12 protein-coding genes are annotated in these 16,010 nt (G+C 54.5%); 8 read left to right on the forward strand and 4 right to left on the reverse strand.

Annotation, left to right across the window (positions count from 1 at the left end; genetic code table 11):
- The first annotated feature begins 8 nt into the window (after positions 1 to 8).
- Entirely contained in the window at positions 9 to 2,156 is a 2,148-nt protein-coding gene (locus ACESNI_RS18320; RefSeq protein ID WP_373089709.1) for a 3-hydroxyacyl-CoA dehydrogenase NAD-binding domain-containing protein, read from the forward strand.
- A gap of 8 nt (positions 2,157 to 2,164) precedes the next feature.
- Here ACESNI_RS18320 and ACESNI_RS18325 read toward each other — a convergent pair whose 3' ends face one another.
- The 4 genes from ACESNI_RS18325 to ACESNI_RS18340 form a co-directional block, all read right to left on the reverse strand.
- Positions 2,165 to 3,139: an NADPH:quinone oxidoreductase family protein gene (locus tag ACESNI_RS18325; RefSeq protein ID WP_373089711.1), complete on the reverse strand. Its 975-nt coding sequence runs from the start codon at positions 3,137 to 3,139 to the stop codon at positions 2,165 to 2,167.
- A 76-nt stretch (positions 3,140 to 3,215) separates the two neighbouring features.
- The gene (locus ACESNI_RS18330; protein ID WP_373089713.1) at positions 3,216 to 4,250 is read right to left on the reverse strand and encodes a TAXI family TRAP transporter solute-binding subunit; all 1,035 of its coding nucleotides are present in this window, start codon (positions 4,248 to 4,250) and stop codon (positions 3,216 to 3,218) included.
- A 42-nt stretch (positions 4,251 to 4,292) separates the two neighbouring features.
- Complete coding sequence (locus tag ACESNI_RS18335) at positions 4,293 to 6,197, reverse strand: TRAP transporter permease (protein WP_373089715.1); 1,905 nt, start codon at positions 6,195 to 6,197, stop codon at positions 4,293 to 4,295.
- A gap of 14 nt (positions 6,198 to 6,211) precedes the next feature.
- Positions 6,212 to 7,456 (reverse strand): acyl-CoA dehydrogenase family protein, encoded by a 1,245-nt coding sequence (locus ACESNI_RS18340; RefSeq protein ID WP_373089717.1) that lies wholly within the window; start codon positions 7,454 to 7,456, stop codon positions 6,212 to 6,214.
- Between the two features lie 106 nt (positions 7,457 to 7,562).
- Here ACESNI_RS18340 and ACESNI_RS18345 point away from each other — a divergent pair, with 106 nt between their 5' ends.
- The 7 genes from ACESNI_RS18345 to ACESNI_RS18375 all read left to right on the forward strand — a co-directional run.
- Entirely contained in the window at positions 7,563 to 8,774 is a 1,212-nt protein-coding gene (locus ACESNI_RS18345) for a CaiB/BaiF CoA transferase family protein (protein WP_373089719.1), read from the forward strand.
- Entirely contained in the window at positions 8,771 to 9,604 is an 834-nt protein-coding gene (locus tag ACESNI_RS18350) for an IclR family transcriptional regulator (protein WP_373089721.1), read from the forward strand. The genes ACESNI_RS18345 and ACESNI_RS18350 overlap by 4 nt, the downstream gene beginning before the upstream one ends.
- A 2-nt stretch (positions 9,605 to 9,606) precedes the next feature.
- Positions 9,607 to 10,698, forward strand: a complete 1,092-nt coding sequence (locus ACESNI_RS18355; RefSeq protein WP_373089723.1) for an NAD(P)H-dependent flavin oxidoreductase — start codon at positions 9,607 to 9,609, stop codon at positions 10,696 to 10,698.
- A 42-nt stretch (positions 10,699 to 10,740) separates the two neighbouring features.
- Positions 10,741 to 11,916 carry an acyl-CoA dehydrogenase family protein gene (locus tag ACESNI_RS18360; RefSeq protein ID WP_373089725.1) on the forward strand — a complete coding sequence of 392 codons (1,176 nt, stop codon included), beginning with the start codon at positions 10,741 to 10,743 and terminating at the stop codon, positions 11,914 to 11,916.
- A gap of 83 nt (positions 11,917 to 11,999) precedes the next feature.
- Positions 12,000 to 14,237 (forward strand): arylsulfatase, encoded by a 2,238-nt coding sequence (locus ACESNI_RS18365; RefSeq protein ID WP_373089728.1) that lies wholly within the window; start codon positions 12,000 to 12,002, stop codon positions 14,235 to 14,237.
- A 164-nt stretch (positions 14,238 to 14,401) separates the two neighbouring features.
- Positions 14,402 to 14,896, forward strand: a complete 495-nt coding sequence (locus ACESNI_RS18370) for a MarR family winged helix-turn-helix transcriptional regulator (RefSeq protein WP_373089730.1) — start codon at positions 14,402 to 14,404, stop codon at positions 14,894 to 14,896.
- On the forward strand, positions 14,877 to 16,010 hold a 1,134-nt coding region (locus tag ACESNI_RS18375), incomplete at its 3' end, for an HlyD family secretion protein (RefSeq protein WP_373089732.1). The genes ACESNI_RS18370 and ACESNI_RS18375, both read left to right, overlap by 20 nt.

The raw sequence follows: 16,010 nt of genomic DNA on the forward strand, positions 1-16,010 counted from the left end.
GCCCGGATATGTCAGGATTTAACTACGAAAAAGACAGCGACGGCATTGTTACTATCGTCATGGATATGCCAGGTCAATCCGCGAACACCATGAGCTCCGCTTATGAAGAGTATATCACCGAGACTTTAGACCAGCTTGAGGCGGAAGATGGATTGACGGGCGTTGTTTTCGCCTCCGCCAAGAAAACCTTTTTTGCCGGGGCGGATCTCAATTCCATCCTGTCGGGAGGAGATGACAAGTCTGCCTATTTCACGTTTATCGAGACTTTGAAAGGTTATTTCCGACGTCTTGAAAAACTGCCCGTTCCTGTGGTCGCGGCGATAAACGGGGCTGCCCTCGGCGGTGGCTATGAAATCTGTCTTGCCTGCAATCATCGTATCGTCGTCGATGACCCGAGAGCCATTGTCGGCTTACCCGAGGTTACTCTCGGCCTGTTACCTGCAGCGGGTGGTGTTGTCCGCTTGACGGCATTGCTGGGCCTGGAAAAGGCGTTGCCGCGATTACTTGAAGGGAAGACAGCGAAACCGGCGGAAGCTTTGGCTGACGGCATGGTCGATGAAATCGTCGGAACGATAGAGGATCTGGTTCCGACAGCGAAAGCCTGGATCAAGGCCAACCCGGATAAAAGCCTGCAGCCTTGGGATCAAAAGGGATTTAAGTATCCCGGCGGTAATGCTGACGCGCCCCATATTCGCATGACCGCCACCGTTGCCCCAACCATGTTAATGAAGCGCACGCGCGGGCTGATGCCAGCACCGGAAAAAATTCTGGATGTTGCCGTAAACTCTATGCGCATGGGGTTTGACAGTGCGCTCCGTAATGAAAGCCGCGCTTTCTGCGGCCTTGTCACCACACCGCAGGCAAAAGCGGCGATCGCGACCTTCTTTTTCGGACTAAATGGACTGAAAAATGGAAAGCTCCGCCCGGAGGGGGATCGTTGGACAGCATCGAGTTCCGCTATTCTCGGCGCCGGCATGATGGGGGCCGGTATCGCCTGGGCCCATGCTTCCCGCAAGCTGCCGGTTTTCCTGAAAGATATGGAATTAGAAAAAGCAGAAAAGGGAAAAGACTATTCCAAGACAATTGCCGACAAGCGGATAAAGCGCGGGCAGATGACGGAAGCGGACGAGACAAGCCTGCTGGAGCGGATTGTTCCCACCTCTGACGACGCCGACTTCGCAGGATCGGACATTATTATCGAGGCGGTTTTCGAGGACATAGAACTCAAGGAAAAGGTTATTCCCGAGACCTTTAAACAACTCGGCGAGAATGGCATTTACGGTTCGAACACCTCAACCCTGCCGATTTCCCTGCTGGCGCAATCCTGCCCGGACCCAAGCCGGTTTATCGGCATCCATTTCTTCTCGCCAGTCGATAAAATGCAGCTGGTCGAGCTTATCGTCGGCGACAAGACAAGCGATCAGACGCGCCGCAAGGCCTATGATTACGTCCTGCAGATCGGCAAGCTCCCGATTATCGTCAATGATAGCCGCGGGTTTTTTACGTTCCGCGTTTTCGGCACTTTCGCGGATGAAGGCGCCCGCCTCATTCTCGACGGGGTCGATCCGGTCGTGATTGAGCGCGCCGCGTGGAAGGTCGGCATGCCGGTCGGTCCCCTCGCCGTCTCCGATGAGGTGAGCCTCGTCCTTCAGAAAAAAGTATCCGAGACCCATGAGGTGCTTGATAAGCGCCTCGGGGTGACAAACGGGTTTCCGGCCGATTACAGTGCGACCGCCGCCGTCAACCATAAAATGGTCGATATGCAGCGGGGTGGCCGTCAATATGGCGGCGGCTTTTATGACTATCATGCGGATGGCAGCAAAACCCTCTGGCGCGGCGTCGAGCAGTTCATGCAGAGGAACAGTGCCGTCCCCCTGCAAGATATCGAGGACAGGATTATCTATCGCCAGGTCATCGAGACCGTCCGCTGTTATGACGAAGGCGTGTTACGAAACGAGGTTGAGGCGAATATCGGATCGATTTTCGGTATTGGCTTTCCGGCCCATACCGGGGGTGCGCTCCAGTTTGTCCATGGCGTCGGGATAGATGCCTTTGCCAAGCGGGCAGCAGAGCTAGCAAATAGCTACGGGGAGCGGTTTGCTCTGGCATCGTCGGCGCTTGATAAACTCCGCGCCAATGCGCGAAAAGCCGCCTGACCTTACGCTTAGGCGAACGTTACAACGGCTTTGCCGATCATTTGCCGGTTTTCAATTTGAGCGAGGGCAGCGGGAACATCCGCAAGGTCGTCAATGTGGACAATTGGCACATTAAGCGCACCTTTTTCAATCGCCCCCAGAACAACCGCTGCCATTTCCTTGAGAATGTCAGGCTTTTGCCAGCGGTAAAACCCCAGTATAACACCATGTACCGACCTGTTTTTAACAAGCAGGCGGTTGGCGGCAAAGGTCGGGATGCCACCTCCAGCAAATCCGATAACAAGATACCGTCCGTCCCAATCAAGGCAGTTGGCCGCCTGCTCGGCAAACGCCCCGCCGACGGGATCGAGAATGATATCCATATCACGGCCGTCGTTGGCGGCCCGCACGTCATCGCGCAAATTGGGACTATATATAACCGCCGCATCGGCACCCGCGGCTTTGCAGGCCTCCGCGCGTTCGGCGGTACTGACGGCGGCAATCACCCGGGCCCCATGGTATTTGGCAAGCTGGATTGCGGTCAGGCCGACCCCCCCTGCACCGCCGCCGACCAGAACGGTTTCACCGCGCTGTACGCGGCCTTTTACCTGCAGAGCGACCTGTGATGTCAAGGCAACGGACAGTACTGCCGCTGTCTGGACCGGATCACAATTTTCCGGCAGCAAAAAAACCTCCGACGGTTTGGCAACCGCATATTCTGCATGGCCTCCGTCAGAAACAAGGGCGGCAACCCTGTCGCCAACCTTGAATCCTTCCACGGATTTTCCTAAAGCCATGATTTTGCCGGTAATTTCCTTACCCGGGGAAAACGGGAGCTCATGTTTGTTCTGGTGCAGGTTGCGGCATATCATGACGTCAACAAAGGACAGGCCCGCGGCGATAACCTTTATCAGCACATCACCGTCAGACGGCTGTGGAATATCAATCTCCGTGACAGCAAGAGTCTCGGGTCCGCCGAAATCGCTGCAAATGAGTGCCTGCATTATAACGCCTCGCTTTTCTGTGGCAAAAAAAATGTCGCCATCCAAATAAGGATGGCGGCATAATCGTCGTAGAATATTACTTTGCTTCCGGCGGGATAAGCTCTTCCGGAACGTCAATACCAACCTCCTTATAGTATTTATAGGCGCCGATGTGCAACGGGGTATTCATCTGCTGGAGACCGGTTTCCGGTGTGATCGACTTCATCCAGGCCGCCCCTTGCGCAAGCTCCGCGTTATGGGTGAAAATCCCTTTGGTTATATTATAGGCGTCTTCTTCGCTCATCCATTTATTGGTGCCAAGTCCGACAATTGAGCCCAGAACACGGACATCCGTTTCATTGACGAGGTTTTTATACTGGCCTTTTGGCAGCGTAAAAAAGGCACGACCAGCAACGCTTGTCGCCGCCTTCATACCATCCGAATCGAGAGCAGAATCCGGAATACCGAGGACGCGGATTTTACCGATTGTTGCCAGTTGAGTAATTTGCGGGCTGGGAATGGATGTCGGCACGAAATACACATCAACCTGCCTATCCTGGAACGCCTGCAATGCAGAACTCCAGTCCAGATTAACTTCCTCATAATCCTTTTTTGGCTCATACCCTGTCGTGCCTTTAATGATCTGCTGAACAACCGTTCGCGCTGCCCCCGAAGGCGGGCCGGTAAATATACGCTTGCCCTTCAAATCGTCCATGGATTTAATTCCGGAATCGGCCCAGGTGACGCCCTGGTATGGTCCGAGAGGGTAATTAAGAATACCGCGAAGGTTGGTGAAAAGCTCTTTGGCTCCATCCATCTTCGCATACATTTTCAGGCCATTCTTCATAAAATGGTTGATTGAAACGGCGGTCACAAACAGATCGAGATCCTTTTTCGCGGCATCGACTGCCTGGCGGTTCGCGGGGGCACCCGTTGAAAGCTGGATATGATAATCATACTCTTTCTTCAATATCTCGATCGCGGAGATAGAGAAAGTCGTGGTTGGTGACGCCGCTCCCAGCGACGCCATCTTAAAGCTATCTGCAGACGATGCCGTCTGAACAGCCGCCAGCATCGTGCTAACTCCGATTGCCGCGCCCCCAATATATTGTAGAACTTTTTTAACCTGCATAACGCACTCCCTTTCGATTAAATCAATAGTTCAAGCTATATTTTACTTGTTAAGCTGCTTGCGTCGAAATCTGACGGTGCCAAACGCAACCAATAAAATCGCCACCAATATGAACGCATATTGCAGCGACGGCACCTGAACCAGCAGCCCGGCACCGATAACTCCCCGAACTGCCCGCTCCAAAATACTAAGTTTTTCCCTCTCAAAACCGATCAATGCAGTGTTAATCAGCCAGATGGCAACGGCAAGACTGATAGCTACCCTGAGGAAACTGTAGATATTAAAATCTCCGACAAGAAGCAGGGATGGTTCGTAAACGAATATGAACGGGATGATAAATCCGACAATGGCCAGCCGGACCGCGGCAATAGCGGTCGAGAACGGATGAGCATTGGCAATCGGGGCCGCAGCAAAGGCACCGATGGCAACCGGCGGGGTAATGGCCGACAGCACCCCAAAGTAAAAGACAAACATATGCGTCGGCAGGAGTTCTGCGCCCAGACCTTGCATCACGGGACCGAGCACCAGAATAATGATGAGATAGGCAGGCAGTGTCGGCATTCCCATGCCAAGCACCAACGCCGCGAGGGCGGTCGTCATCAAAGCGGCAAGCAGTGAAAATTTACTGAATTCCGCAACGACAGAAGCGAAGGATATACCAAGCCCGGTGAGGTTAAACACGCCGAGAATTACGCCGATACAGCCAACCGCAATAATGATCCAGGCACAGGCCTGCCCGGCTTTTTTCAGGACCTCCCAAATTACTCTCCGGTTCTCACGGTTTTTCTTGTTCAGCGCACCGAGAAGAATCGCAGCGACAATCGCCCAGAAACCGGCAAGCGCCGGAGAACGACCTATGACGAGGACGAAAACGATTACCGCGATCGGAATAATGAAAAGAAGACAGGCCATCAAGTCCATGCGGTTAAGCGGTGGCCGCTCGGAAGCCGGTAATGGTTCAATCCCGTCCGCGCCTGCCTGGATGGAAATGGAAGCGAACAGAGATCCGTAATAGAAGAGCGCCGGGATCAGTGCGGCAATACAGATAGTGGTATAGGCCTCCCCCGTGAGGTCGGCCATCAGGAAGGCTGCCGCACCCATGACTGGGGGGACAATCTGACCCCCGGTCGAGGCTGCCGCCTCAATCCCGCCCGCCATGGCCGGGGAAAAGCCGCGCCGCTTAATCATCGGAATGGTGAAGGAGCCCGTACCGACAACATTTGCTGTCACGCTTCCTGACATACTGCCAAAGATGGCGCTGGCAACTACGGCGGAATGGGCTGGGCCGCCGCGTGTGTGGCCAGTCAGGGCAACAGAGGCCCGGATGAGCGCATCACTTGCGCCGGTGCCCTCAAGGATCACCCCGAAAACTATGAAAATGAGGACAACCTGAAGCACGACCCCCATCGGCATTCCATAAACGCCCTGGAAACTATACCAGATGGTCTGCATTGACCGGTTCAGGGTAAAACCGGAATGATTCAAGAACCCAGGCAGGAATTGACCGTACAAACAATATAAAATGCCAAAGGCGGCAATGATGACAATCGGCAGGCCAAACAGCCTCCGGGTCGCTTCCAGCAGAACAACAACTGCGGCTAAGGCAATACCAATATCCAGCGTCTGATACTGGAATATCGTTTCTTCGATAAGCTGCTGTATCTGGATAAATTTGAGGGTTCCGACAATAAAAACAGCAATTAAAGTGATGTCGATGGTCCATAGAAGCCATTCAGGAAGATGATTTGTCCAACTCTTCGCCTGATGGCGGTGCGAGGCCAATGAGTTACTCAAAATCGCGACTACTACAGCGCCGCAAAGGATCCATGCACGGCCAAATGTTATATCCCATCCACCAATAATGGCCACATAAATAGCTTGAAGTGCAATGGCTACCCCAATGACGGCAGATATTGAAACGGCAAGAGATTTTATACTGAATGTCACCGCTATTTCCTTGTTTATGGCCCGATGGGTGCTATGTAGGGACAATCCGCAATAGTCCATTCTGGAACAGGTTCTGTGCGGAAAATCTGTCGAAGATGAACCTCGTCCGGGCCATCGCCAATTCTGAGCCAACGGGCATAGGTAAAGGCATGATGGATCAATGTATCGTCGATCCCGCCCATGGCCCCGAAAAGCTGGACAGCACGATCTGTTATCCGTTGCAGCATGCGCGGGGTTGTCACTTTAACCTGTGAGACCACCCGCCAGGTTTCCCGGTCCGGTTTGTTATCCAGCATCCATGCTGCTTTCTGAATAAATAGGCGCGTCTGCTCAATATCAATGCGGGCCTCTGCAATCCATTTTTGAACTGTGTCGTATTCGACAATGGTTTTGCCGAAGGTTTTGCGCTCATGCGCCCGGGCGACCATTTGTGCCAGCACCATCTCCGCCATACCAACGCAACGCATGCAATGGTGAATGCGGGCGGGACCGAGACGCACCTGCGCGCCCTTGAAACCCTGCCCGCGAATGCCCAGAAGATTTTCAGCGGGCACCCGGACATTCTCAAGCCTGAATTCCGCGATCGGAGCGACGTAATCCGTCCAACCCATAAACCTCAATTCGCGTACGATCGTCAGCCCCGGGGTTCCGATCGGAACAATCACCATGCTGTGCTGACTGGTTCTCCCCGCGTCTGGATCGCTGACACCCATAACAATAAGAAACGAGCAGTCAGGATGCGCGCCGCCGGTGGCGAACCATTTATGGCCGTTAATGACGAGCTCGTCGCCATCCACCTCAATGCGCGTCTCAATGTTTGTGGCATCGGATGAGGCGACATTGGGCTCCGTCATCGCAAAAGTGGAGCGGGTTTCCGCATTCAGAAGTGGGCGCAACCATTGTTCCTTTTGCGCCGGTGTCGCCAGCGCCTGCAACATCACCATGTTGGGAACCTCTGGCGCGTGGCAGTTAAAGGCCATTGACCCCCAAGGTAATCGACCAAGAATTTCCGCGATCGGCGCAAATTCCAAGTTTGTCAGCCGTGTTCCCGGCTCGTCCCTCGCAAGGGCGGGCAACGCCAAGTTCCACAGCCCCTGCGATTTAGCCTTTTCCTGTATGTTTTTGATGAACAAGGGGGGCTTGCCGTCGCGACAAACGGTTTGCACCCATTCACGATGGCGCGGCAGGATTTCAGTGGCGAAAAAATCTTCTGCATGACGTACGATTTCTTCGTTTTCGTCGCTAGAATTGAAATTCATTTTCCCAGATGTTTTATTTATTTTTATAATTGACTAATTTGTTTTATATATAGTAACAAATTCTGTCAATAGCCGCATTATTAAAATGCAAACTCTGGAATTTTAAATGAAAAATGACGCTCACCAAGGACCGCTATCAGGTCTGCGTATCCTTGATATAGCGACGATTATCGCGGCGCCATTTGCCGGCACATTGCTTGCAGATTTTGGTGCGGATGTGGTCAAGCTGGAATTGCCAGGCGCCGGGGATGGTATGAGAGGGTTTCCCCCCTTCAAGGATGGTAAATCCCTGTGGTGGAAGGCGGCAAACCGGGGAAAGCGGTTCGGGACGCTGGACCTGCGAAAAAAAGAAGGCGCCGAGCTTCTGCTTAAAATGTTGCCGGAATTTGACGTTTTGATTGAAAATTTTAAACCCGGCACCCTGGACCGCTGGGGCCTTGATCTGAACACTCTGTGGAAAGCCAATCCAAAGCTCGTTATTTTACGCGTTACCGCCTTCGGCCAGACCGGCCCCTATATAAACCAGCCTGGCTTTGCTCGTATTTTCGAGGCCATGGGCGGCTTGACCCATATCACCGGCGACGCTGACCGGGCCCCGGTTCATACAGGATACCCGATTTCAGATGCATTCGGGGGTGTCTTTGGCGCGATGGCCATCATGGCAGCGTTGTTCCGGGTGGTGAAGGATGCGCCGGCCAAGGGGGAGGAGATTGATCTTTCCCTGACCGAGGCAACCTTCCGCCTGCTCGACTTTCTAGCCATCGAGTATGACCAACTTGGCGTGGTGCGGGAACGAAGCGGCAACCGGAACCAATATTCCGCGCCGTCGGATGTCTACCTGACCAGCGACAAGAAATATGTGTCTCTCGCGGGGAGTACGAATGCCACGTTCCGGGGAAATACCGCCGCCATCGGCCAACCGGAACTCGCGGACGATCCTCGATTTTCCACCAATGGCCTCCGGGTTCAAAATGCCGTCGATCTCGACCGACTTTTCGGGAGTTTCATTTCCTCCCATACGTTGGCAGAAGTGCTGGATGCTTTCTCGCGGGCCAAGGGGACAATCGCGCCGATTTATTCAATCGAACAAATTTTCGAAGACCCGCAATATCAGGCGCGCAATGCCATCGTTTCTGTGCTGGACGAGGATTTCGGTTCCGTGCGGCTCCAGGGTGTGGTTCCTAAATTTACCCGAAATCCAGGGAATATCAGGTGGACAGCAAAGAGTCTCGGGGTCGATAATGACAATATATTTGAAAATCTGCTGGGCATGAGCCGCGAGGAAATCGAGGCCTGTCGGGAACGGGGAATTATATGATCGGCGAGACCATCAAACAATCAGAGCCTGAAAACAGGCGGCAGGTCCGGGCGGCAAAAAGTCAGGAAAAGGACAGCTCGCTCTCGTCTACCCTCATTCGCGGCCTCGAAATTCTCGGGTGTTTCCAGTTTGCCGAAGAAGCGATGACGAACACGCAAATTGCCAAACAGCTCGGCATCAACAAGGCAACAGTGTCCAGGCTGTGCAAAACCCTTATCGCTCAACGATATCTGCGCCGTGACCCAAATGGCGGCTTTCGGTTAGCGCCCGGTATATTGTCGCTATCCTACCCAATCATTTCATCTATGAAATGGCGGCGCCCGGCCATTGGCCTGATGGCGGAATTCGCTGATTTTGCCAAAGGGAACGCCTCCCTTGCCGTATTTGACGGCCCGGATACCGTCTATATTCAGACTGCCGGTGATATCACCAATTTCCCGCATGTGCCGGAAATGGGCATGAACATGCCGGTTGCCGAAACGGCCACCGGCCGGTCACTGCTCTCCATGTTGTCAGAACAGGAACTTGCCGATAAATACGTCGAGATTGAGGTCGCCTACCCCGGCTCTCTCGACCGCTGCCGCGAACGCATTGAGCGCGCCATCGAAAGCTGCAATTCACGCGGATATTGTATTGCCTTTGGCGAATGGCGGGAAAATATATATGCCATGTCCGCGCCTGTCGGGCGCACCTCCGACGGCCTTTGTGTGACAATCTCCTGTGGTATTCCGTCCTACAGGGCGCGCAAGGAAGACGTCGAAAATGACCTTGCCCCCCGCCTTGCGTCGGTTGCAGAGAACCTGCGTCTCTTTAATATCTTTGGAACTTGATTATGGCCTTACATTCCCCAATTTGCGAAAAAATGGGTATCCAGTATCCGATTTTTGGTCTCGCCCATAATATCGACGTGATGGTGGCCCTCGGCCGGGCGGGCGGCTATCCGGTGTTCGGTGCGGCCCGCAGCATGCCCGAGGAAATCATTGAGGAAGCAAGGATCATGAAGGAGGAATTAGGGGATCTTCCGTTCGGGATTGACCTCATGCTTCCCACCTCGGTTGGCGATAACACCGACCGCCGCGCAAGCCATGCCGGTCTCCCGCGGGAACATAAGGAATTTGTTGGTAAACTTGCCGATAAATACAATGTGCCGCACGCAACGAAGCCGACCTTTTTTTCCTCCCATATCCGCTCTCAGCAATTGTTCGAGGAGCAGTTGGCGGCAACGCTCGAATCCGCAGCCCACAGTTTCGCCTCCGCCGTCGGGATGCCGGCCGAAATGATCAAGCGTGCGAAAGATTTCGGGAAAGTTACGATCTCCCTCGTTGGTACCCCCCGCCACGCACAAAAGGCGAAGGATGCGGGCGTCGATGTGATCGTTGCACAAGGATATGACGCGGGCGGACACACCGGCCCGATCGGAACCTTTTCCCTTATCCCGCAAGTTGTGGATGTCGCTGGAGACATTCCAGTTTTGGCGGCGGGCGGGATCGGCGACGGACGCCATGTCGCGGCTTCCTTCGCCCTTGGCGCGCAAGGGGTCTGGCTTGGAACCGCCTGGCTGACATCCAAGGAACATGCGTTAAGTGAGGCACTCACCAACAAACTGTTGAAAGCAGATAGCCTTGATACGGAGATTTCCCTGAGTCACAGCGGCAAGCCCTGCCGCCTTGTCAAATCGTCTTGGTCGGAGGAATGGAATCGTCCGGGAGCACCGACACCGTTGGCTATGCCGTATCAACAGGTGCTAACCGCCGATATCATCGCCGGAATCAACGAGCACGAGATCGAGCCCCTGATTTATGAGGCAACTGGTCAGAGTATTGCCTGGTTCAATAAAATACAGACTATCCAGGAGATTATGGACCGGCTTCTGTTTGAGACAGATGCCGCTCTCTGTGACATGGAAGCTTTGCTATCGACATAACTCTTGCCTCTTCCTTCCGTTCGAACTGAAAGAAATAAAAAAATGATACGTAACGAAGAAACAACAGAGCATTATCGGCAGATCGTCAGAAACTGGGTGCAGAACGTCGCCATTCCAAACGAAGACCGGGTCGCCGCCCTCAATGAAGTTCCTGAAGACCTCGTGGCCGATATGAAGAAGCAAGGGTTTTTTGGCTGGTCCATCCCTGAAGAATATGGCGGGGCGGGGCTCACCACGGAAGAGCTTGTTCTGATGGCCCTAGAGCTTTCCTACTGCTCGGTCGCCTTCCGCGCCCGGGTTGGCACCAATACGGGGATCGGCAGTGAATCGCTGATCGTTGATGGGACGACCACACAGAAAGAGCAGTTTCTACCACGACTTGCGACCGGCGAGATCGTTGGCTGCTTCGCCCTTACCGAGCGCGAGGCCGGATCGGAGGCAACCGCCTTATCCACCCTCGCGATACGGGACGGATCGGATTACATCCTGAATGGGTCGAAAGCCTTCATTACTAATGCCCCCATTTCCGACCTGTTCACCGTTTTCGCGCGAACAAATCCGGACGACCCCTCTCACCGCGGGATCAGCGCCTTTCTTATTGAGCGTAACACGCCCGGTCTGTCTGTGGGGCCCGCTTATACCATGATGGGGCAGTCCGGCTCGCCGGTCTCTGAGGTGTATTTCAACGATTGCCGGGTACCCGCAGAATGCCTGCTGGGCGGGGAAGCAGGCGTTGGCTTCAAAACTGCGATGAAAGCGTTGAACAAGCAACGGATCCATCTGTCCGCCCTCAGTACCGGCCCGGCGATGCGTATGCTCGACGAGGCGACAAAGCATTCCTTGGAAAGAAAACAGTTCGGCACGGCGATTGGTGACTTTCAGCTCGTTCAGGGCATGATCGCCGACAGTCACACAGAAATAGCCGCAGCCCGCACGTTAATCATGGATACCGCCCGCAAGCGCGATGAAGGCGTTGACATCTCGCTGGCAGCTTCGATGTGTAAATATTTTGCCACCGAGATGTGCGGCCGCGTCGCCGATCGGGCTGTCCAGATTTTTGGCGGCTCCGGCTATGTTGCCGACTACAGCAATATTGAACGTTTCTACCGGGATGTACGTCTGTTCCGGCTCTATGAAGGCACCAGCCAAATTCATCAGTTAAATATCGCAAAGCTTACAAAAAAGCAGGTCTCTGAAACCGGGAGTGTCCGTATCTAATTACCCCTTCTTAAACTTGCGCGCACCGGCCCATAACAAGAAATGACCCCATAACGACCGGGTTGAGGAACAAGGAAATAACAATGGACGAATTCACGCCCTGGTGGCCCGCCGTCACACGCCCTCCCGAAGGCGCGCCGAATATTCTTGTCGTTCTTTTCGATGATGTCGGCTTTTCCGACTTCGGCTGCTATGGCTCTCCCATCAAGACACCGACGATTGACAAACTCGCGGATCAGGGCGTGAAATATACCGGCTTTCACACTACCGCCATGTGCTCAACAACACGGGCGGCATTGCTGACAGGACGGAACCATCATTCAGTCGGCGTCGGCTGCCTCGCGAACTTCGACAGCGGGCATCCCGGGTATCGCGGGAAGATCGCCAAATCGGCGGGGACGCTCGCGGAAATGCTACGCCCCCATGCCTATCGCAATTACATGATTGGCAAATGGCATGTAACCCCGCTCAACGAGAGCGGTCCCACGGGCCCGTTTGATGGCTGGCCCTTAAGCCGGGGGTTTGATCGGTTCTACGGATTTCTGGACGCCGAAACCGACCAGTATGCCCCCGAACTGATCGCCGATAACGGCCACATTGATCCGCCCGGCACCCATTCAACGGGGTACCATCTTACGGAGGATCTGGTCGATCAGTCCATTCGCTTCCTTGCCGATCATCAGGCGGGCGCCGATGAAAACCCTTGGTTGCTGTGGTGTGCGTTCGGGGCTTGTCACGCCCCCCATCAGGCGCCGAAGGATATTATCAAAAGCTATGATTCCGTCTTCGAACGTGGATGGGATGTGGAACGTGACCTCCGCCTTGCCCGACAGAAAAAGATGGGGATTGTTCCCGAAGGCACAGATCTTCCGCCACGCAATGATGGCGTCAAGGCGTGGGATGACCATAAGGAGGACGAACACCGCCTGTACACAAGGCTGCAGTCCGCCTATGCCGGGATGCTGGATCATACAGATCGCCAGATAGCCCGGTTGGTTGACTTCCTGGAACACACCGGCCAGATGGACGATACGCTCATACTCGTTCTATCGGATAATGGTGCCAGTCAGGAAGGTGGCCGCAACGGTCTTGTCAATGCAATGGGACCGTTCAATCTTCGACCCGAGTCAATGGAGGAGAAAATCGCCCGTATCGAGGATATCGGTGGCCCCGACACCCATTCAAATTTCCCTCATGGCTGGGCGATGACAGCTAATACCCCGCTCAAAAGATACAAGCAGAATACGCACGGTGGCGGGATTCGCGATCCATTGATACTTACGTGGCCGAACGGCATTCCCGCGCGGGGCGAGTTGCGCCATCAATTCGCCCATTGCAGCGATGTCGTGCCAACGCTTCTTGATTTGCTCGGGATTGATCCGCCGGGCACCGTCAACGGTGTCACGCAACAATCCATTGAGGGGCAGAGTTTCAAGACAAGTCTGTTTGATGCCGAGGCCCCGTCCCGCCCCACCCCGCAATATTTTGAGATGTTCGGGCATCGCGGTCTTTGGCAGGACGGATGGAAAGCCGTTGCTTTTCACCCCATGGGCACGCCCTTTGAGAATGACCAGTGGGAGCTGTATCACCTGAATAAAGACTTCTCCGAAACACGGGATCTCGCCAAAGAGGAACCGGACCGATTAGCAAGGATGATCGACACCTGGTGGGAGGAGGCGCGAAAGCACAAGGTCCTGCCTCTGGATGATCGCTTTGCCCCGCGGTTCGCCGAAAATGCGGAGCGCTTGCAGGGCAACCGTAGCAAGGCTGTATTCCATCGCGGTGTGGGACATATTCCCTCTGACGTCGCCCCGGATCTGCGCAGCCGCAACTATCGTATTGAGGCCGATGCGGACATCCCGGAAGGGGGCGGCAATGGCGTCCTAATTGCCCATGGCGACACGACATCTGGATACAGCCTATTTCTCCAAGACGGTCATCTCGTCCATGACCTGAATATCGGCGGCGAACATGTGATTGTCCGCTCGGAAAGCGCTGTTGCCCCCGGCCCTCACCTGCTTGGCCTGAAAGTCGAGCGCCTGACACGCGAAGAAAAACCCAAAATGGGTCGCGGAATGGGTAAGAGCCGCTACGCGCTGCTCATTGACGGCGAGGAATCCGGGTTTGCCGAAAGTCATCTGGGATTCTTCATGCTGATCTCCTGGTCGGGCCTCGATATTGGGCGTGATCGCGGAAATCCGGTCGGCAGCTATGCCTCACCGTTTGAATTCAACGGGTTTCTCCGTAAGGTCACGGTTTATATGGAGACGCAAACCCTGGATGGGGACGGCGTCGGCAAGGCAGAGATGGCCCGGGAATAAATCCACCACTTTCCGATGAGACTGAAAAACGCTATGGCGGGAGCCGCGCCCGCCATAGCGTTTTTTTGCCATAAGCATATCCCGCCTATTGCACAAAAGTAGATATCTATCTATATAGTATATGTACCATATTATAAGTAAATACGTATATATCGGAAATGCTAATGGATGATCCAAATAAAAGCGTCGGCTTTTTGGTAAATGACGTTGCGCGGCTTTTACGGCGAAATTTCAATCGGCGCGTTCAGAAACTTGGCCTGTCGCAAGCGCAATGGCAGGCGCTCGCCTATCTGTCACGTCAGGAAGGTGTCAATCAGGTGACGCTGGCGGACAGTCTGGAAATTCAGCCCATCACGCTGGCGCGGCTTATCGACCGATTGCAGGAATCCGGTCTCGTTTGCCGCCGTCCCGATCCGGACGACCGCCGCGCTGTCCGGTTATACCTGACCCCGGAAGCAGCGCCTGTGCTTGAAACAATGTGGTTATTTGCCGCGGAAACCCGTGAAGAGGCCATGGCAACTTTGTCGAAGGCAAGCCGGGACATACTTGTCGAAACGTTACATTCAATGAAACTTAACCTTCTTGCCACCGAAAATCGCTCTTGCGGCGATGACATGGACCCAACGGAAGGAATGGCCAATGCCGCAAGAAACAATTGATAACCAAACAAACACCTCCTCCCGGCAGGAAACCCTGCCAGCCACGCCGATAGAGGACGAACGCGGGCTGCAAAAACACCCTGCATCACCGCGTCGGAGGCGCTGGATACGACGCAGTCTGCTGTTACTCGGTCCGCTTATCGTGATCCTTGTTGGCGGCTATATCTATTTCACTGGCGGCCGCTATGTCAGCACCGAGAACGCCTATGTCAAGGCTGACAAGGTCATGGTTGCCGCCGAAGTATCCGGCCTGATTTCACAGGTCGACGTGCATGAGAACCAGCATGTAAATGCGGGCGACATTCTTTTCCGCATTGACGATCGCACCTACCGGATAGCCCTGTCACAGGCAGAGGCCGGTGTTGCTAACGTCCGGGATGAAATTGCCGGTCTCAAGGCGACCTACCGGCAAAAGCAGGAGGAACTTTCCCTTGCCCAGTCGAATGTTAATTTCGCCAAGAAGGAATATGATCGCCAGAACAAATTGATCACCACCAATGCCATTTCCCACAGCAAGCTGGATGCGACCAGCCATGCGCTTGATGTTGCCCGTCAGGAAGTTCTCGTCACCCGGCAGGAACTCTCCGAGATCAAGGCACAGCTGGCAGGAAATCCCGACGTAGCTGTCGAGGACCATCCCCATTACAAGGCAATGCTCGCCGCCCAGGACCGGGCCACCCTCGATCTCGAACGGACGGTTGTCCGCGCGCCGTTCGAAGGGATTGCCGGAAACACGCCGCAGATCGGCCAGCAGGTCGTCGGCAATGGCGCTTTCAGCAGCCCGGTAATGAGCCTTGTCGCCAGCACTAATATCTGGATTGAAGCCAATTTCAAAGAAACCGATCTTACCCATGTCGAGCCTGGCCAGACTGTGACAGTCCATGTCGATACCTATCCGGACCGGGACTGGGAAGGGACCGTCCAGAGCGTCAGCCAGGCGACCGGTGCCGAATTTTCCGTTATTCCGCCGCAGAATGCCACCGGCAACTGGGTTAAGGTTGTCCAGCGCATTCCTGTCCGTATTTCGGTCAAAACAGAAGATGATGGTCCCATGCTCCGGGCCGGGATGAGCACGGCTGTGGATATCGATACGGAACATCAGCGGCCGATGCCC

Origin of the sequence: Sneathiella sp., assembly GCF_041689005.1 — a bacterium.
Taxonomy (GTDB): domain Bacteria; phylum Pseudomonadota; class Alphaproteobacteria; order Sneathiellales; family Sneathiellaceae; genus Sneathiella.